At 46.3% G+C, this 17071-nt stretch carries 17 protein-coding genes; 4 read left to right on the forward strand and 13 right to left on the reverse strand.

What is annotated here, in order from left to right:
* Window positions 1-117: 117 nt before the first annotated feature.
* Both KI742_RS05860 and KI742_RS05865 read left to right on the forward strand, forming a co-directional pair.
* Window positions 118-1779, forward strand: coding sequence for a methyl-accepting chemotaxis protein (locus KI742_RS05860; protein WP_053303981.1), 1662 nt, complete (start codon window positions 118-120; stop codon window positions 1777-1779).
* 121 nt (window positions 1780-1900) lie between these two features.
* Complete coding sequence (locus KI742_RS05865; RefSeq protein WP_020195057.1) at window positions 1901-2395, forward strand: peptidylprolyl isomerase; 495 nt, start codon at window positions 1901-1903, stop codon at window positions 2393-2395.
* Between the two features lie 117 nt (window positions 2396-2512).
* On the opposite strand, the gene KI742_RS05870 is transcribed toward KI742_RS05865, so the two are convergent.
* The 8 genes from KI742_RS05870 to KI742_RS05905 all read right to left on the reverse strand — a co-directional run bounded on the left by KI742_RS05870 (window position 2513) and on the right by KI742_RS05905 (window position 9831).
* Window positions 2513-3148: a DUF2268 domain-containing putative Zn-dependent protease gene (locus KI742_RS05870; RefSeq protein ID WP_285385386.1), complete on the reverse strand. Its 636-nt coding sequence runs from the start codon at window positions 3146-3148 to the stop codon at window positions 2513-2515.
* Window positions 3149-3216: 68 nt separating this feature from the next.
* Window positions 3217-4008 carry a LytTR family DNA-binding domain-containing protein gene (locus tag KI742_RS05875; RefSeq protein ID WP_285385385.1) on the reverse strand — a complete coding sequence of 264 codons (792 nt, stop codon included), beginning with the start codon at window positions 4006-4008 and terminating at the stop codon, window positions 3217-3219.
* A gap of 15 nt (window positions 4009-4023) precedes the next feature.
* A complete protein-coding gene (locus KI742_RS05880) occupies window positions 4024-5046 on the reverse strand; it encodes a sensor histidine kinase (RefSeq protein WP_285385384.1) in 1023 nt (340 codons plus the stop codon).
* Window positions 5047-6375 carry a hypothetical protein gene (locus KI742_RS05885; RefSeq protein ID WP_285385383.1) on the reverse strand — a complete coding sequence of 443 codons (1329 nt, stop codon included), beginning with the start codon at window positions 6373-6375 and terminating at the stop codon, window positions 5047-5049.
* 45 nt (window positions 6376-6420) lie between these two features.
* Window positions 6421-7206: an outer membrane lipoprotein-sorting protein gene (locus KI742_RS05890; protein WP_258497940.1), complete on the reverse strand. Its 786-nt coding sequence runs from the start codon at window positions 7204-7206 to the stop codon at window positions 6421-6423.
* Complete coding sequence (locus tag KI742_RS05895) at window positions 7199-8467, reverse strand: ABC transporter permease (RefSeq protein ID WP_285385382.1); 1269 nt, start codon at window positions 8465-8467, stop codon at window positions 7199-7201. The genes KI742_RS05890 and KI742_RS05895 overlap by 8 nt, the downstream gene beginning before the upstream one ends.
* Window positions 8455-9153: an ABC transporter ATP-binding protein gene (locus KI742_RS05900; protein ID WP_285385381.1), complete on the reverse strand. Its 699-nt coding sequence runs from the start codon at window positions 9151-9153 to the stop codon at window positions 8455-8457. Before KI742_RS05900 ends, KI742_RS05895 begins: the two co-directional genes overlap by 13 nt.
* 9 nt (window positions 9154-9162) lie before the next feature.
* Complete coding sequence (locus KI742_RS05905) at window positions 9163-9831, reverse strand: hypothetical protein (RefSeq protein ID WP_061066077.1); 669 nt, start codon at window positions 9829-9831, stop codon at window positions 9163-9165.
* A gap of 392 nt (window positions 9832-10223) precedes the next feature.
* Here KI742_RS05905 and rodA point away from each other — a divergent pair, with 392 nt between their 5' ends.
* Window positions 10224-11306 (forward strand): rod shape-determining protein RodA, encoded by a 1083-nt coding sequence (gene rodA, locus KI742_RS05910; protein ID WP_285385380.1) that lies wholly within the window; start codon window positions 10224-10226, stop codon window positions 11304-11306.
* Between the two features lie 72 nt (window positions 11307-11378).
* Here rodA and KI742_RS05915 read toward each other — a convergent pair whose 3' ends face one another.
* The 3 genes from KI742_RS05915 to KI742_RS05925 all read right to left on the reverse strand — a co-directional run bounded on the left by KI742_RS05915 (window position 11379) and on the right by KI742_RS05925 (window position 14439).
* Window positions 11379-12095 carry a YebC/PmpR family DNA-binding transcriptional regulator gene (locus KI742_RS05915; protein WP_005374482.1) on the reverse strand — a complete coding sequence of 239 codons (717 nt, stop codon included), beginning with the start codon at window positions 12093-12095 and terminating at the stop codon, window positions 11379-11381.
* Between the two features lie 135 nt (window positions 12096-12230).
* Window positions 12231-12440 carry a DUF3283 family protein gene (locus KI742_RS05920; protein ID WP_005374484.1) on the reverse strand — a complete coding sequence of 70 codons (210 nt, stop codon included), beginning with the start codon at window positions 12438-12440 and terminating at the stop codon, window positions 12231-12233.
* A gap of 100 nt (window positions 12441-12540) precedes the next feature.
* The gene (locus KI742_RS05925) at window positions 12541-14439 is read right to left on the reverse strand and encodes an ATP-binding protein (RefSeq protein WP_182038565.1); all 1899 of its coding nucleotides are present in this window, start codon (window positions 14437-14439) and stop codon (window positions 12541-12543) included.
* Between the two features lie 68 nt (window positions 14440-14507).
* Between KI742_RS05925 and KI742_RS05930 the strand changes: the two genes are divergently transcribed.
* Window positions 14508-15263 carry an ABC transporter substrate-binding protein gene (locus KI742_RS05930; RefSeq protein ID WP_213866644.1) on the forward strand — a complete coding sequence of 252 codons (756 nt, stop codon included), beginning with the start codon at window positions 14508-14510 and terminating at the stop codon, window positions 15261-15263.
* 68 nt (window positions 15264-15331) lie between these two features.
* On the opposite strand, the gene ribA is transcribed toward KI742_RS05930, so the two are convergent.
* Together ribA and KI742_RS05940 are read right to left on the reverse strand one after the other, a co-directional pair.
* Entirely contained in the window at window positions 15332-16393 is a 1062-nt protein-coding gene (ribA, locus tag KI742_RS05935) for a GTP cyclohydrolase II (RefSeq protein WP_005374492.1), read from the reverse strand.
* 238 nt (window positions 16394-16631) lie between these two features.
* Entirely contained in the window at window positions 16632-16829 is a 198-nt protein-coding gene (locus KI742_RS05940; RefSeq protein ID WP_005374493.1) for a PA3496 family putative envelope integrity protein, read from the reverse strand.
* Between the last annotated feature and the right edge of the window lie 242 nt (window positions 16830-17071).

A 17071-nucleotide genomic window follows, 5' to 3' on the forward strand; every position in this document is an offset into this window, starting at 1 on the left:
TCTGATTGAGTAACTCGGTTAATCTCTAAGCATTACAACAATAAGTATTAACACTTTTATCAGGTAAGCTTATTCAGCTTGTCACTTGTAACGCTGCGCCGAGAGAAGGACGTCTCTATGAATCTGACGATCAGAAAACGACTATATATCCTTTCAATAATTCCAATTCTAACTATGGCAATAGGCATGATGTGGTTCACCTACCTACAAACCACTGCCTACAACGAGCACGAGATTGAGCAAACTCGAAGTCGAATGATGGAGATGAAAAAAGCCGAACTCAAAAGTTACGTGCAAATGGCGCGTTCCGCTGTCGAGCCACTACTCGCACAAAATGCCCCACTGGAAGAGGCTCTGCCTATCTTGAAACAACTAGAGTTTGGTCAATCCGGCTACATCTTTGGTTATGATTCAAAAGGCGTTCGCGTCGTGGTGGGTAAAAACACCAAAGGCATCGGGGAAAACTTCTATAACTTGCAGGACAAGAAAGGCAATTACCTGATTCAGGATTTGCTAAAAAATGCCAAAACTGGTGAGTTCACGACTTATTACTTCCCGAAACTCGGTCAGAGTGAAGCACTACCGAAACTCAGCTACTCAGTCTTTATTCCTGAATGGGACTTGATGTTGGGAACGGGTTTCTACACGGACGATATCGACGCCATTGTGGCAGACATGGAAAAAGCCGCACACGAAGATCTCAACACCACACTAACTGCGATAGCCCTGTTTTGTGCCTCGATAACAGCGATAGTTGCAGTCTTTGCCGTATTTGTTAACCGCAGCATCATGAAACCTATTGAGCAGTTTGATGCCTCAATCCACTCTTTCGCACAAGGCGATGCAGATTTAACCGCGCGCATGGAAGAATCTAGCGTGCCGGAGTTCACGCAGCTGAGCCGCAACTTCAATATCTTCGTTGAAAGCCTGCAAGGCATCATCAAGAGTGTTAGCCATGTCGGACAAGAAGTGGTTTCAGAGACCAACGAGATGTCACAGCGTGCATCGCAAGTGGACGAGTTAGCTTCAGGTCAACGTGAAGAAACCGAACAGGTCGCTGCGGCAATGACCGAGATGACAGCAACGGCGCACGAGATTTCAAACAACGCTAACCAAGCAGCGCAATCAGCCAGAGACGCCGATGAAAATTCACAGCAAGCGAAACACATTGTTGATTCCGCAGCAAACTCCGTCGAAGCGCTCGCGCTAGAGGTGTCGGAAGCCAGCACGGTAATTTCTCGTTTAGAGAGCGACGTACAAAACATTTCTTCTTCGCTAGAAGTGATTCAAGACATTGCCGAGCAAACCAACCTATTGGCACTAAACGCAGCCATTGAAGCAGCCCGTGCAGGCGAACAAGGTCGAGGCTTCGCAGTCGTTGCCGATGAGGTTCGTAAACTGGCAAGTCGCACTCAAGACAGCACAGGCGAAATTCACCAAATGATTGAGCAGTTGAAGTCTGGCTCGGATGCAGCAGTGAAAGCCATGGGCTCAAGCCAAGCGCGTGGTGAAGCAACGGTTGAGGAAGCACGAGCTGCCTCTGCCGCACTGCAAGAAATCCAAGCCGCAATTGCTAACATCATGGACATGAACACCCTGATCGCAACAGCAACCGAAGAGCAAAGCCAAGTTGGCCAAGAGATTTCACAACGCATCGAAGTCATCTCTCAACAAAGCAGCCAATCGGCACACCTTGCGAATCAAAACCGCGCAGGTAGTGGCAACCTAAACCACAAAGCTAACGAGCTGTACGACTTGGTCGGTCGCTTTACGGTTTAACGCTTTCCTCACCCATTCTCCATGCAAACAGCGACGCCAAAACGTCGCTGTTTTTATTTCTGCTATCCTCATACGACTTAGCTATAATGCCGCCAACTTAGCACCCATAAGGGCAAACCAGATGATTATTATGACCACCAATTTCGGTGATATCGAGATTGAACTGAACCTAGAACGAGCGCCAGTTAGCTCAAAAAACTTCAAAAAATACTGTGAAGATGGCTTCTACAACGGCACCATTTTCCACCGCGTTATTGACGGCTTTATGATCCAAGGTGGCGGTCATACAGAAGACATGGCAGAAAAGCCAACACGCGCCCCGATTGCGAACGAAGCAAACCGTGGTCTAAAGAACCTTGTTGGCACTATCGCAATGGCACGTACCGATGCACCGCACTCTGCAACGGCACAGTTCTTCATTAACTTGGAAGACAATGATTTCCTAGACCACACCGCAACCACCAACCTAGGCTGGGGCTACGCCGTGTTTGGTAAAGTGACCGCGGGTATGGATGTCGTAAACCGCATCGCGAAAGTAAAAACGACCTCTAAGCTTGGTCACGATGATGTGCCATGCGATCCAATCATTATCGAAAAAGTTACGATCAGCGAATAAGCCCATTCGCCTCTTCGAAGAAATCGTCGCTATAAAATGACAAAAGCGCCTAACGTCTTATGACCTAGGCGCTTTTTGTTTTTATGACTCAGCCTATTAGTTTGGCTTGTGTCGGAGCTATTGATAGAAAAGCTCGGCTTTTGCTCCGACTAAATCCAGTTCAGAGCCTTGAAAATCAGCCAGATATTCAGCAACAAGGTTGTACCCAACCCAATACCCCATGTATTTCGGCCAGCGGCTTTCATCGCTACCAAGAAAGTAAGCGTCGAAGTTGTAATCTAAGCTGGTCAACTTGCCTTTCATCTCAGCATAGAAAGGGCGCCAATCTTGATCTTTGATTTGCTCAAACAAGCTCGGAGTGACGCCGCCATTCATCTTACGTTCGAAATGACAAGCTAACCCTTCCATAATCAGCACATCACCAAGTGCAACGTCATTCTCTCCCGCTCGCATACGGAACAGGTGATGCAACTCATGCGCTAACACCGCAGCTAGTTCTTTCTCAATAACGTTTTTAATATCAGTACGTAGAGTATCAAGCAGAATCTCTACACGATAGGCACTTAAGCAATAGCCACCAATCCCCGTCTGCGGTACGTCATTGCGATCAAACGGGCTAACGGTCAGGTCGACGTTACTCAAATCAAAGTAACTAGAAAGTGGTGAGCTCAGATCATCAAGTTTCTGATGCAAATACTCAGAGATTGGAGACAACTCTCCCGTCGCATTTAACAGGGTTACGCGATAACTCATTTATCTTCCTTGATAATGTGGGTTAAAAGCAGCGAGTTTACAGTGTAAAGAGTGAGCAGTTCTAGCGATTACATCCCTTTGAACAAACTTTGAGATGCACGGCTCACAGCGAGCTTAGTTTCTCCAACGTGAACAAACATTCTGCCTGCAAAGTCTTTGTTTACTTTGCTAATTTTGCACACTTGCACCACGCTTGAACGGTGCACTTGCCAGAACTGTTCTGGGTTAAGCTGTCCTATCAACTCTTTCAACGATGTACGAATCAAATACTCTTGCACTTTGCCTTGTCCTTGTTGGGCATACACAGAGACGTATTTTTCTTCCGCTTTGAAATACAGCACATCAGACGTGGCGATCAGATGAATATCTTCCCCTTGCGTCGCTTTGATCCACTGAAGATATTGCGGCGTTTGTGGAGCAGATAATTGCTGCAGTTGCTCTAACAGGCTGCTCATCTGCGCATTACTGCTCTCTTGTTCTCGCTTAGCAAGGCGTGTTTTCACTCTTTCACACGTCGTCAGGAGGCGCTCATCCGAGATAGGCTTGAGCAAATAATCGGCGGCATTTTGCTCAAAAGCTTTGATGGCGTAATCATCGTACGCGGTGACAAACACAATCAAAGGTGGATTGGCGAGTTGATTGAGTTTTTGCGCTAATGTCATGCCATCCAAAACTGGCATACGAATATCGAGAAACGCAATATCAGGTTGGCTTTGCTCAATGGCTTGCAACGCTTGTTCACCATCGGCGACTTTGGCTATCACCTCTAGCTCTGGCCACACTTCAGCTAGGCTTTTATCAAGATGACGCCTCAATAACGGTTCATCATCAGCAATAATGGCAGTAAACCCTGTATTCATTCCTTTCTTCCTTGATTACGATTCCATTGGCCAACTCAGGCGAACACAAACGCCACCCTGAGCAGACTCACTGATAGAAACCTCTCCTTGCCCTGCGAACAAAGCTTCAACTCGCTGCTTGAGATTACTTAGACCCACGCCAGAGCCCATGTGCCCACTCACGTGATTCAAGCCAACACCTGTGTCTCTGACTTCAATCTGCAAGTTCTGTTGTTCGCGCTTAATCAGCAAACGGACTTCACCGCCTTCTCGCTTCGGCTCAATACCATGGATGATAGCGTTTTCGATTAAGGGTTGAAGCATCATCGGCGGTAACTCGGTTCTACCTAGCCCCTCTTCTACCTCAATCTTGTAACTGAGTCGGTCACCTAAACGGGTTTGCTGGATGCCTAAGTAAGCCTCAATTAACGCCGTTTCATTGTCTATGGTAGTGTGCTCTTCACGTGAGCTTTTGAGCGTTGCACGCAGCAGCGCGGTTAACTGTTCTAGCATCAGCTTAGCTTTATCAACATCTTGCGACATGAGCGCACTGATATTTGCCAAGGTATTAAATAGAAAATGCGGCTCAATCTGGCTTTGCATCTGCTTAAGCTGACTCAGCAACAGCGCACGATCTTGCTCTGCTTTCTCGCGTTTGATGGCCTCTAACTCTCTTTGAGCGATCGCATGTTGCTCGCGTGAGTAGAAATAGAAAAAGCACATGGCACTGAATAACAAGCCCATGAGACCAACCGACAGCATACTTGAGATACCGAAGTATTCCCCAAGCCAAAGCTGGGCGTTCACCACACCAAACAATAGGCAAGCCGTCAAAGAGATAGCCACTTCCGCCAAACGAGGAATAGTAGGAAACAGGCGATCGACAAGCCATGAGAAGAAAATAGCCGAATAGCCAAATCCAAAGCTAACCGCCACATGAATGTAGAATGGACCGCCCCAAACCGAGAGCGTCATTGCTGCGATAAAGAAACAAAATGCCGTGGTCACTAATAAGCTACGCGGCCATCCACTTTTCACCACTGATTTTGCTGAACCCATTTAGAATTTCCCTTTGATGTTAAATACAATCATATGCTTATCATTGATTTGTGCGTAAGCAGATTGGTCGTCTCCGGTTAAAAAGCGTGCGGCAACTTCCACTTCTACACTTTGATCGCCGGTATCAATCCATTGGTAGTTAAGCCACTGCGTGACGATCACACCACCATCTTGTGGCGACAGCATCACATCCAACGTAGGGGTTACATCACTTAGCCAGCCCATATCTGCTTCGCCGTTCCATGCAGCCCATGCTTCTACATCCCAACTCCAGTGCAGCATTACGTTATGCTGAGCGATATTGGCATGCTGAAACCCTTGGGCGTAGCTTGTCGCAAGTAGAGATACATTATGGTCGGAGATCTGAGAGAGTAATTCGCCACGATCTATTGCTTGTTGCCATTCGCTTTTCGACCATGCACGGCTGTCGTACCAATATTCAGCAATCACGTTGTGTCCGGCTTGGTTTGCCCAGTTCACCCCAACTAAAGCTTGGAATGCGCTTCCCTGCTCCTCAACTGAAACGGGTTGGTAAAGATCATCCTGCTGAAACTGATAGCCGACACTTTGCTTTTGCCACAGCATGGAACCGTGTATGGCGATGGATTCATCCCACACAGCAATGGCACTGGCGCCAAGCAAACCTCGGCGTACATCATCGTAATAACCAATAAGTTGATACTCGGTATCACCCACCAGCGCATAACGACGAATACCAACACCTTGCTGCTCTGCGGCTTGATCAAGTGCACTCTGGTCTTGTTGCCCCCAGCTTGAATCCGTTGCAATAACTGTCCACTCGCCTGCCATATCGTAGTGTGAGAGTGAAAACACACCCGCCCCCTCTTCTGCTACTAAGCCAACAGGATTTTGTCGATATGGCTTAAACAGATCCAAAGGTCGGTAGCCATAACCCACGCCCCAATCAACGCGCAACTTACCTAAGCTCACATCAAGAGTGGTTTCACCGACTTGCCACTCCCCTAGCCAAGCAAGTTCTCGAATCAGCAGTTGGTTATCAGCTTCACTCCACCAATCACTCTTTCCTTGTTGATTGAGGTACAAACCTTGGCTGTACAGAGCAAACAAGCCACTGAAGTTGTGATAATTCACCTGTACATCCAACAGTGCATTAAGTGAATCACGAGAACTGCCCTGCGCTTGCATAAATGCGCTATCACGCTGCTTGGCAGTTTCGTAGCTGACAGCCCAATCCCACTCAAAACTCAGCTCATCATTGGCAAAAACTGGGGCTGCTGTGCCCACACACAACGACGCAGCAATCAACAAACTGGTGCTTTTGTTAAGGTTAGACTGGTGCGATTTCATGTGACTTCCTTGCTCGTTTTCATGGTTCTATTTAAGGAGTTCAGGCTAAAGCTGAGTCGTATTGGCTTTCGGCAAATAGCTTGGGTTGTAGAACTTGTTGTCCAGCTGCCAAGGCACGATCTCTTGATACTCGATAACGGTCTTTTTGCTCGGCTGAATGCTATCAAGCAAGGTCATCTCACTGACGTAGTCTTCACCGTTGTCAGTTGCACGCCCATATTGCGCTTGCTTGGCGAGTTTGCCAGAGCGCAAGTAAAGATCAGCTTTGATTGGAAACGCATCTTGCTCAGACAACCATAAGTCGATCTTCTGATAACTCGCCCCTTTGGTTTTCGCGGTTAAGGCAAGGTGATAAGCCGCGACACTTTCTCCGTTCACAGCGACGGTCTCTGTCGCTTTCCATTCACCTTGATAATCTTGGCTCCACGTCAGCGTTGAGATGTCGCCGATAGACGCTTCACCAAGCAGCTTTTGCATTGGCGTAATGCGAATCGGACGGCGGCTCTTTGGCATTTGCAGCCAGTAGTTGTCGCCCATCATCAGCATCTTTTGCCCAGCTTCGACTGCCGATTTGAACACCACCAACGATTCACGATTTGGACGCGTGTACACGTGGTAAAGGCGGGTTTTATCTAACTCTTGGTCTTGATATAAGCGCACCAGAGACACCACTTTGGAGGAATCATCTTGCAAGCGGTAGCTGTCGGCTTTTTCAATCAATTGCGCGACTTGTTGTGCATCTAACGCTGTTTCATTCGCACTGGCATTCATGCTTGCAATGCCGCTTGCCGTCAGCAATGCAATTGGTAATAGTGATTTGAAATTAAACATAAATCAGTGCCTCCGTAATTGGCTTGTTCACCCCTTTGCGTGCCGAGAAAAACGCCGCAACCAAACAAATCATCAATACTGCGAATCCTGCGGCAACCACCAGCTCCCAAGAGAAGTAAATCGTTAATGGGTAACCTTCTGTGCGTCCTGGCGGTGGCGGCATTTGTACATCCACGACCATCAGTAAAATGGTGACTAATGCAGTGAACAAAGCGCCAATTAAGCTGCCAATCACCGCGAGTAACCCTGCCTCGCGCAAGAACCCAGCAATGATTTCGCGAGGGTAGCTACCAAGAGCCGACAAGGTGCCTATTTCACGTGTACGTTCAGTCACAGACATGGTCATGGTGTTGAACAGCGCGACAAAGACCACTAGCGCCATCACTGCGCCCATGATGCCGAAGATACGGTCGTACAAATCTTTCACTTTGAGATAGAAGAACGCACGTTCTTGCCAAGGCGTAATCTCAATATCTTGATCACCAAAGTTCTGTTTTTGCTTACTCAGAACCGAAGCCACTTGTTGCTCGACTTGGTTAGTTAAACTGGTGTCGAACAGGAAGACCGATAACGCGCTGACTTTGTCTGAGCCCAACAACGATTGTGCGCTGTTGATGTGCACGTAAAGCTGGCGTTTATCAAGCTCAGGCACGCCTGTTGAATAGATGCCACGAACTTTGAAGTCATACGCGTTCAATGCGCCGTCGGTAGTGGTCGCCAGCAAGGTAATCCAGTCGCCAACGTGCACGCTTAGGTTGTTCGCCAAATCAACACCGAGCATCACTTCTGGCTCCGCTGGGTCATAACGCGATGCATGAATGTTGGACAGCGTCTGCCCTTCGCGCACATCCAAAAACGGTCCTTTCATATCGAATTCACGTTCGTTCACGCCAATGCCGATAAAGATCGATGATTTGTTACCGTTGGAAATCAAACCACTGAACTCAACTCGTGGTTGCACACCTCGCACTTCATTCAACCCAATCAATTGCTTGGTGATGTCGTCGGCATGAGTTAAACCGTTACTCAGCGGCATCTCTTCTTCTTTGGCGAAATAACCCGGCGTGGTTAACGTCAGATGCCCCGTGTCACGCGCTGTCGATTCTTTCAAACTGTCATAGGTGTACAGACCAAAACCGCCCGCACTGGTTAAGGCAAACACGGCAATGGCGATGATCAGCATCGACAACAAACTGCGGCGGCGATTGCGTTGCAGGTTCAACCAAGCAAGGCGAACCGAAACAGGAATTAGCTTGCCCATGAAACCTCCTCCACACTTGCGTGCGTTTGGGTAATCTTGCCATCCACCAATTCAATGGTGCGATCACAGCGGGATGCCATACGAGGATCGTGAGTGGCGACGATAAAAGTGGTGCCTAGCTCGTGTCCGAGCCCTTTCATAATGTCGATGACCTTGTTGGCAGTTTGGCTATCAAGGCTTGCGGTTGGCTCATCAGCAATCACCAATGCTGGTTTGTGTACTAACGCACGAGCAATTGCCACGCGTTGTTGCTGACCGCCCGATAGGTTATCGGGCATGTGATGAATAAACTCACCCAAGCCAACGTGTTCTAACATTTGTGTAGCGAGCTCGGTTTGTTCTGCTTTTGAAAAGCCATTGAGATGCAGCGGATACGCCACGTTCTCCAACGCTGTCATCACAGGGACAAGATTGAATTTTTGAAATACGAAGCCAAGCTTTTCACGGCGCATTTTCGCAGCCTGCATTTGCCCAGTTGGGTATGGGCTGCCTGCAAATGTCACCTGACCTTGGTATTGAGTATCCAGCATGCCAAGCACGTTAAGTAAGGTGCTTTTGCCTGAGCCAGACGGTCCACACAATGCCACCATTTCGCCCGCAAACACTTCACCAGAAACGTCTCGCAATGCACGCACCGTTTGGCTGCCAAGGGCGTAATCGCGACTGACTTGATTAAAAACGATCATGACGCCTCCCTAATATTTCGCTAGCAGCGCTTTCGCGGTTTGCGTTTCTAGATTGCTGTCGCCCAATTGCTCCATTTGCGCTAACCATGTTTTGGCTTGTTGAACGTCTTCAGCGCGCAGTGCCGCTTCAATGGCGTAGCGATAAATCCACGAAGTAGCCGCGAAAGGTTGTTGGCTAAAACTCGGTTCATCGAGCAATGAAAGGTACAGCTCGTAGCCACGCTCAAAGTGATTGAACATATCTGGCAGAGAGGTAAAGGTAGTGGCTGCCATGGCGGTGGCCAGTTGGTATTCAGGTAAGCCTTGTAAGCGTTGTTGCTCTTGCAGTGGTACTGGCTGACTCGCCATTAGGTCCAAACCTTTTTGGATAGTGGCAAGACCACGCTCGGTGAACTTCATCTTGTTCCAAGGCATAAACGCCTCACGACCTTGCAACGTCTCCGCACTGCCCAAGTAAACCAAGGTCACCGGCGTTGCGCCCTGCTCTTCGAGTTGTTTGGATAGTTCGCCATAAACAGTATCAACTAAGCCAGAGTCACCCTGTGCTGCTTGGTTGAATTGACTGAGTGTGCGCTCGCTTGGGTTAGCCAGAGCCAGATTGCTGCTGAGTGCAAATGCGGCGATAAACGTACTTGCCAGTTTAAGAGCTTTGATTGAGCGAGATTGAGAAACCATCATGTACTGTCCTTAGTTGAACGTGATTTGATGGTTTCAGATTAAGGGAGAAGATCGCACGCTGCTTTTGCATGCGACCAATGGCAATTATGCGGAGTGAATGGTATTGAGAGAGGATGAATGACATTCACTTAAACAGAAAATACAATTCCGCTCATTCGTAACTCTACATTTTTACGGCAGTCACAATAAAAACACTGGCTTAAAATCTGAGGCTAGTGTATTTATCCATCCCACAGCTACCCATAACAGACGTGTCGCACTCTCCTTTCTTACACACCTTTGCATGGTGTCTGTTGTTTCCAAATCGAGATTCTTAGCATCGGAATAGTTTGAACTCTTCGAGTTTTAGTTGTTTTCGCACTCAAAATAGGTGCGTTATTAGGTCGTTGAAAATGAATAAGCGTTATTTCCCAAGAGTTGATTTGCCACTACTCATGGCGATCATTCCGATCATGCTGTTAAGTTCGCTCACTCTCTGGAGTGCCAGTAGCTTTAATGAGGCGATGCTCTTCAAACATTTGGCGCGCTGCGGACTGACATTAGTTTGCATCTTGGCCATGTCCTCGATTCCAGCGTCCAGCTATCAGCGCTCAGCTCCATATCTCTACATTATTGCGGTTGCTCTGCTACTTGCTGTCGCTTTATTTGGTGATAGCACCAATGGCTCTCAACGTTGGCTCGATATCGGCTTCTTCCGCTTTCAACCGTCTGAGCTAATCAAGCTTTCCATTCCAATCATGATCGCCTGGATGCTTCATATTGAAGGAGGTCGACCAGACAGTCGGAAAATTGCGTTTTGCTTACTTATTACAATGATTCCTGCCGGGTTAATCGCGCTACAACCGGATTTAGACGGTGCAGTTTTTACCATCATTTATGCATTGTTCGTTTTGTTTTTGGCTGGCATGAGCTGGAAAATAATCTGCGGGTTTATTGCGAGCATTTTAACGTTAGCACCTATTTTATGGTTCTTCGTTATGGAAACCTATCAAAAGAGCCGTGTAACACAGTTCTTGCACCCTGAGTCCGATCCACTGGGTTCGGGCTACCAAATCATCCAATCTTTGATTGCGATTGGCTCAGGCGGTATGAAAGGCAAAGGTTGGATGAATGCAACGCAGGGAACACTTGGCTTTATTCCAGAAAGTCATACGGACTTTATTTTTTCGACCTATGCGGAAGAATGGGGCTTTGTTGGCAGTTTAGTCTTACTCGCATTGTACTTGTTTATTACTGCACGCGTTATGTTGCTTGCATGTCAGTCTGACCACTTTTTTAGTCGGCTGGTAAGTGGCGCATTAGCGATGAGCTTTTTTCTGTATGCTTTTATCAATACGGGCATGGTGAGTGGCTTGTTGCCAGTAATGGGTAGCCCACTTCCCTTCTTTAGCTATGGCGGCACGGCGATGCTAACTCAAGGTATCTGTTTTGGTGTAATCATGTCGCTGTGTTATTCCAAATATCGTAACGTATAGCTCTGCTTGAGAAAAAGCGATCAAAAAAGGCTTCCCTGAGGAAGCCTTTTTACAACGATATGAGCGAATTAATTACAGCTCTGCGTTGTGGTAAACCTGCTGAACATCATCACAGTCATCTAGAAGATCTAGGAATTTCTGGAACTTCTCAGCATCTTCACCCGATACAGGCGTATGAGTTTGCGGAACGAATGTGATTTCTTCAACATCGATCGTTAGATCTGGGAATGCACCGTTAAGCGCAGTTTTTGTTTTGAAGAATTCTGTGTGAGGTGCGAATACAGTGATAACACCATCTTCTAGCTCAACGTCAGTAACGTCTACGTCTTCCATCATTAGCGTTTCTAGGATGATTTCATCATCGTCGCCTTTGAACTGGAATACCGCTTGGTGGTCGAACATGTGAGAAACCGAGCCCTCAACACCAATTTTCGCACCGACTTTCACAAAGCATTGGCGTACATCTTGGAAAGTACGGTTGCCGTTGTCTGTTAGACAGTCAACGATAACGCTAGTACCGCCAGGGCCGAAGCCTTCGTAACGTGCAGGAGTGTAGTCTTCACCACCGCCACCGTTCGCTTTGTCGATCGCTTTATCGATAACGTGCGCAGGAACTTGGTCTTTTTTCGCTTTTGCGATCAGGTGTTTCAAAGACAAGTTCATGTCTGGATCACCACCACCGTTTTTCGCGCACATGTAAATTTCTTTACCGTATTTGGAATAAACTTTAATTTTCGCGCCTGCAGTTTTCGCCATAGAGGCTTTGCGCACTTCAAAACTTCTTCCCATCGGGATGTCTCTCTAAATTCAAATTTAATGCGAAGGATTTTAGCAAAAAGCGAAACCTTTTCAATTTCGCTTAGCAAAGGAATAGGGAGGTTACCTCATTCGTCACATTGGATTGAACCATTGCCACGGTTCGCGTTAAGCGACACCCATTACTCGTTTGTACTTTTCGACCGATTGCTGGAAAAACGCCTTTTCATCAGCATCGTTAATCTTGGACAACTGTTCTTCTATTGCTTCAGGACCAGATTTGGCCTCTCTGAGCTTCCAAACCAAAAACGACGCCTGCTTATCCAGTTCGATTTTGTTTTTTTCGTCAGGCGGCAATAGGGATAGATTAAACGACATTCACAGCCTCAAGGTACTTTAAATACTAGCCGGGCACTATATCACACAGAGTTACAATTACAGAATAGAAACGCACTTAACTTGATCGATTTCAAGTTAACTATTTAGGCACAGCGCTGATTTTCAGTGCTTTTGGTAAATGCTGTTCGAATATTTGTTGTAATCGAGTCTTGGTAACGGGTTTAGCCACGAACTCGTTCATCCCAACATCGAAGCAATGTTGCTGATCCTCTTTAATGACATTGGCACTTAGCGCAATAATTGGAACGTGTTTCCCCCACTCTCCCATTTTTCGAATTCGCTCCGTAGCAATAAACCCATCCATCACAGGCATTTGGCAGTCCATAAAAATCAAATCGAAAGGCTGCTGATCACACAGCTGCAATGCTTCTTCGCCATGGTTGGCGACACTCACTCGCACACCCAGTTTTTCTAACATGATGCGAACTACCTTCTGATTGACGATGGTATCTTCAACAACCAATACCCAAGGTTTATCATTATCTTGAGGGCTGATTTCGTTGTCTTCCGCTTTCCGGAAATCTAATACATTAAGTTGGTCGGTATAGGTCGATTGCGCATTTATTACAGCAACAGGAATCGAAAATTCAAAACAGCTTCCCAGCCCAAGCTCACTTGTTAGTTGTATTTCCCCTCCCATCAAGTTAACCAACTGTGCAGCTATCGCCAAACCAAGCCCTGTCCCACCATACTTTCTGGTGGTACTACCATCAGCTTGTTGGAAGCGTTCGAAGATTGCTTGTTGGTGCTCTTTCGCAATACCAATACCAGAATCCACAACTCGAAACCGGATATGAGCGGTCTCTCCATCAAGTCGAGATAACGCTACAAGAAGCTTCACATGGCCGCGCTCGGTAAATTTAATCGCGTTGCTCAACAAATTGTTCAGAACTTGTTTCAATCGTGTGGCATCACCTTGCACTTCGATTGGCAAGTGAGGATCAATATCACTTAGCAGCTGTAAGTTTTTCTGCTTGGCTTTGACACTATGTAAACTGATGACATCGTCAAGTAGCTCGCGAAGATCATAGCTCGTGTATTCCAGCTCTACTTTGCCAGCTTCAACTTTAGAGAAGTCCAAAATGTCGTCGATGATCGTCATTAGTGAGTGAGAAGAACTGTCAATGATCTCTACAAACTCTTTTTGCTGGGGATCGAGGTCGGTGTCATTGAGCAACGACGACACACCAATAATGCCATTCATCGGTGTGCGGATCTCATGACTCATAGTGGCAAGAAACTCACTTTTCTTACGATTAGCGACTTCTGCCCTATCGCGTTCAGCCTCTAACTCAGTCTGGTGCTCTTTCACTTTCTCAACACTTCGGTTGTATTTCTCTGCCAAAACACTCACTTCATCAAAGCACCATCGTTTAGGGAGAGTCACTTTACTCGGCACTGTACCGCCACGAAAATCGCTCACCGCACCAGACAGCAATTGTAACGGATTGACCAACAAGCGAAACGCCACCCAAAGAACACCAATGATGAGGACAAGAATTTTGATCGCTTCTGTCGTAAGTAGAAAAAAGAACTGCTGCCAAAGATCTTCATATATCGCGCTAAGATCCGATTGAACCGTTAATATCGCGAGATCATACGTTTTATCGCCGACCCGATACTGCATCGGCCAGCTTCTCTCGACAACATCCTCAGAAAGCGCCGAACCTAATTCAATGATAACTTCGTCTTCACTAGCAATACGTAAGTAGTCCACCGAGGGCATACGCATTGCACCTTGAGCTTGTGTCAACAACAGCTCCCTATCCTCTACCCACAAACTCGCAGAAAAGCTCGATAAATAGCTAGACTCAACCTGCTTTAATTCAACATCTAAATGGGCTAAATCTTCGTGAAAAACTCGATATAAGCTCACTGTAGAAATGATGACCGTAAAGATTAAACTCAACGTTAATACCGCCAACATAAGTTGGTTGCCGATACTAAAACGACGTTGAGATCGCTCTTTTTCATCCATATGAAACCGCTCCGATAAACTTGCGCTACTCTAAATATAGCTACGCACAAATAATAATCGAGGATACGATGAAAAGACTTCTACTTAGATTGGCTTTTAGCTTAATTGTTGTAAGTTCTCATGTGACCGCAAATCAAGTGAACTATTACGTCATTGCTGAACAAGCTCGACCATTTCAAATTGAACAACAGGGACAAATGCACTCCGGAATTGTGACCGATATCGTCAGCGCTATCTTCGCGGAGTCGGATTACCAAGTGAATTATCATACTTATCCATTTAAACGTATGATTTCCATATTGGAAGAAGGCGCTGAGCCAAACTGGTTAACTTATGGCAGCCCGAACTGGGGCAAGGTGCAATCGGAAAATTTATCTGAGGAGCCCATTTACACTGTAAAACATGTACTGGTGTCGAGTAGCAAGAAGCCTTTAGAATTCAAAAATATGGATACGATGCATGGTCGTTCTATTGTATTACTGCTGGGGTTTGATTATCCAAATTTAACGCCGTTCTTTGAAAATGGCAGTGTCAATGAAATGCGCGTGAAAGACTACAACGCCGCATACCGAGTGATAAGCCGAACCCCTGGAGATACAGCTTTTGTCGAGATGGAATCCCGAGTCCTTTACAACTTAAAGCGACTCAATTTGCCGTTAGAGAATTTTCAGATACAGCCTTTCAGCTCGGTTATTCCTGACTACTCAATCTACCTGGCTTTTTCACCTCAAATGCAACCAGAAACTCAAAATTACATCAATACACGACTCGTTGAATTAAAAGCCTCAGGGGAAATTGATGAAATCATTCAAAAGTATCAATGAATCAACTCATTAACAAAAACGCCAACGATGATACGTTGGCGTTTTTGTTTCTGGGAAATCTGTAGCACTTACTTAATGTGGTTAACAAACTTAGGATCAAACATGTGCCCCAATTTACTCGCCTTGGTTTGCAGGTAATGTTGATTACTTGGGTTATTCCCTTCTTGTAATGGCACTCGTTCAATGACGTTAATATCAACCGCTTTTAAGGCGGCGAGCTTGCGTGGGTTATTCGTCATTAGACGCACAGCGTCAATCCCCAAATGCTCTAGCATTCCTTTACAGAACGCGTAATCACGCATATCAGCGGCAAAACCTAAACGCTCATTTGCTTCCACGGTATCTGCGCCATCATCTTGTAAGTGATAGGCACGAATTTTATTAATCAAGCCGATTCCACGCCCTTCTTGACGTAAATAAAGCAGCACGCCACATCCCTCTTTGACGATGTTTTGTAGCGCTCTATTAAGCTGAAAACCACAGTCACAACGCGTGCTAAATAGAGCATCTCCTGTAAGACACTCCGAATGCAACCGAATAAGTGGAGCTGCACTTTTTGTTGGCTCACCATAGACCAGAGCAAGATGCTCTTTATTTGTCGCGGCTTCAATAAAGCCGTACATCATAAATGTGCCCCACTGGGTGGGCAATTTGGCTTTATCGATAAACTTCACGAGATTGTAAGGCTCAACATGTCTCAGCTCTGCCCGCACATTCATCAGAATCTCTCCTAGATGATTTTCTCCTTTACCATCTCCCCCGTCTCCCCAAAAGGCATCTTTATGAGAATGCTCTGTTAGGCAAGCGTTACCCGTTCTCATTAATTGCTGCGCTAATGGTGGATTTTGTAGAAACTTTTCCCTAACGATGAAAGCCATAACAGCCAACTTTATATCGTCCCAATCGCTTCTGACAAAGTGTTCGTATTTGCGGCTTAAAGCAAACGCTTCGTCAGGGGTGCTTGCGTGCTGAATTTTACTTTGCAACTGAGCATCGAGAAACTTTTGGGCTTGGTAATAATGTTCGCTGGTGGGCCAAGTTTGGGAGGAGATATTGACTGGGGCATGGCAAAAATTTGAGAGAAAACCGTGGGGCTCATCGGGCTCATAAAAAAGGATTTGATCAACCATACTTGCGCTCCTTGCTTTGTGGTTGCGATAATCAACAAAAAGCATATCGCTACTGATATATCTAGTAACACAAGGTCAGATTGTCAAACTTCTTCGGGACGGGACGTGAGTGTGAAACTCGTGCTTTTGAGGCGCAAGACAGATAAATGGAGAGTTTGAATAAGAGAGTAATAGAGTGAAAAAATAAAAAGGGCAGTCCGTCGACTACCCTATGGGTTGCTAAACCAACCTGAGGCGATCAGTGTATCAAGCCAAGCTCCCTTGCTTCTTCAATGGTCAACCCACTTTCACGGATCTCACGTAACGCTTCAATGCGTCTTCTGGCTTCTGCTGATTTCACTGTTTTCTCTGGCTTCACAACGGTTTCCTCATCAGGTAATTCCCATTTGTGAGCGATGTTGGTCATCTCGTCATGGTCGATAGAATTAATGGACATATTTCCTCCGAACACACCATGTTTTCGATGCGTAATCTATAGCAAAACCGGAACAAGGTGGTAAGAAAAACTGTAGGGAAATGTGACCCCTCCCGCCCTTTCGCTAACTCCTTAATAGATTCATCATTTAAGTTTTGCCAAGGGACAAATTTACGATTAAATTTGAGTAATTCCCCCTACGAAAAGTGTGCTGATCTAGCTCTCAATTCTGCTCTTCTTTAGTTTTATCAACGACGCATTAC

The sequence above is a fragment of the Vibrio sp. D417a genome (genome assembly GCF_030248595.1).
GTDB classification, from domain to species: Bacteria; Pseudomonadota; Gammaproteobacteria; order Enterobacterales; family Vibrionaceae; genus Vibrio; species Vibrio alginolyticus.

Bases quoted from the DNA above. Each gene is read 5' to 3' on its own strand.
- KI742_RS05860 (WP_053303981.1), top strand. From the start codon at position 118: ATGAATCTGACGATCAGAAAACGACTATATATCCTTTCAATAATTCCA.
- KI742_RS05865 (WP_020195057.1), top strand. From the start codon at position 1,901: ATGATTATTATGACCACCAATTTCGGTGATATCGAGATTGAACTGAAC.
- KI742_RS05870 (WP_285385386.1), bottom strand. From the start codon at position 3,148: ATGAGTTATCGCGTAACCCTGTTAAATGCGACGGGAGAGTTGTCTCCA.
- KI742_RS05875 (WP_285385385.1), bottom strand. From the start codon at position 4,008: ATGAATACAGGGTTTACTGCCATTATTGCTGATGATGAACCGTTATTG.
- KI742_RS05880 (WP_285385384.1), bottom strand. From the start codon at position 5,046: ATGGGTTCAGCAAAATCAGTGGTGAAAAGTGGATGGCCGCGTAGCTTA.
- KI742_RS05885 (WP_285385383.1), bottom strand. From the start codon at position 6,375: ATGAAATCGCACCAGTCTAACCTTAACAAAAGCACCAGTTTGTTGATT.
- KI742_RS05890 (WP_258497940.1), bottom strand. From the start codon at position 7,206: ATGTTTAATTTCAAATCACTATTACCAATTGCATTGCTGACGGCAAGC.
- KI742_RS05895 (WP_285385382.1), bottom strand. From the start codon at position 8,467: ATGGGCAAGCTAATTCCTGTTTCGGTTCGCCTTGCTTGGTTGAACCTG.
- KI742_RS05900 (WP_285385381.1), bottom strand. From the start codon at position 9,153: ATGATCGTTTTTAATCAAGTCAGTCGCGATTACGCCCTTGGCAGCCAA.
- KI742_RS05905 (WP_061066077.1), bottom strand. From the start codon at position 9,831: ATGATGGTTTCTCAATCTCGCTCAATCAAAGCTCTTAAACTGGCAAGT.
- rodA (WP_285385380.1), top strand. From the start codon at position 10,224: ATGAATAAGCGTTATTTCCCAAGAGTTGATTTGCCACTACTCATGGCG.
- KI742_RS05915 (WP_005374482.1), bottom strand. From the start codon at position 12,095: ATGGGAAGAAGTTTTGAAGTGCGCAAAGCCTCTATGGCGAAAACTGCA.
- KI742_RS05920 (WP_005374484.1), bottom strand. From the start codon at position 12,440: ATGTCGTTTAATCTATCCCTATTGCCGCCTGACGAAAAAAACAAAATC.
- KI742_RS05925 (WP_182038565.1), bottom strand. From the start codon at position 14,439: ATGGATGAAAAAGAGCGATCTCAACGTCGTTTTAGTATCGGCAACCAA.
- KI742_RS05930 (WP_213866644.1), top strand. From the start codon at position 14,508: ATGAAAAGACTTCTACTTAGATTGGCTTTTAGCTTAATTGTTGTAAGT.
- ribA (WP_005374492.1), bottom strand. From the start codon at position 16,393: ATGGTTGATCAAATCCTTTTTTATGAGCCCGATGAGCCCCACGGTTTT.
- KI742_RS05940 (WP_005374493.1), bottom strand. From the start codon at position 16,829: ATGTCCATTAATTCTATCGACCATGACGAGATGACCAACATCGCTCAC.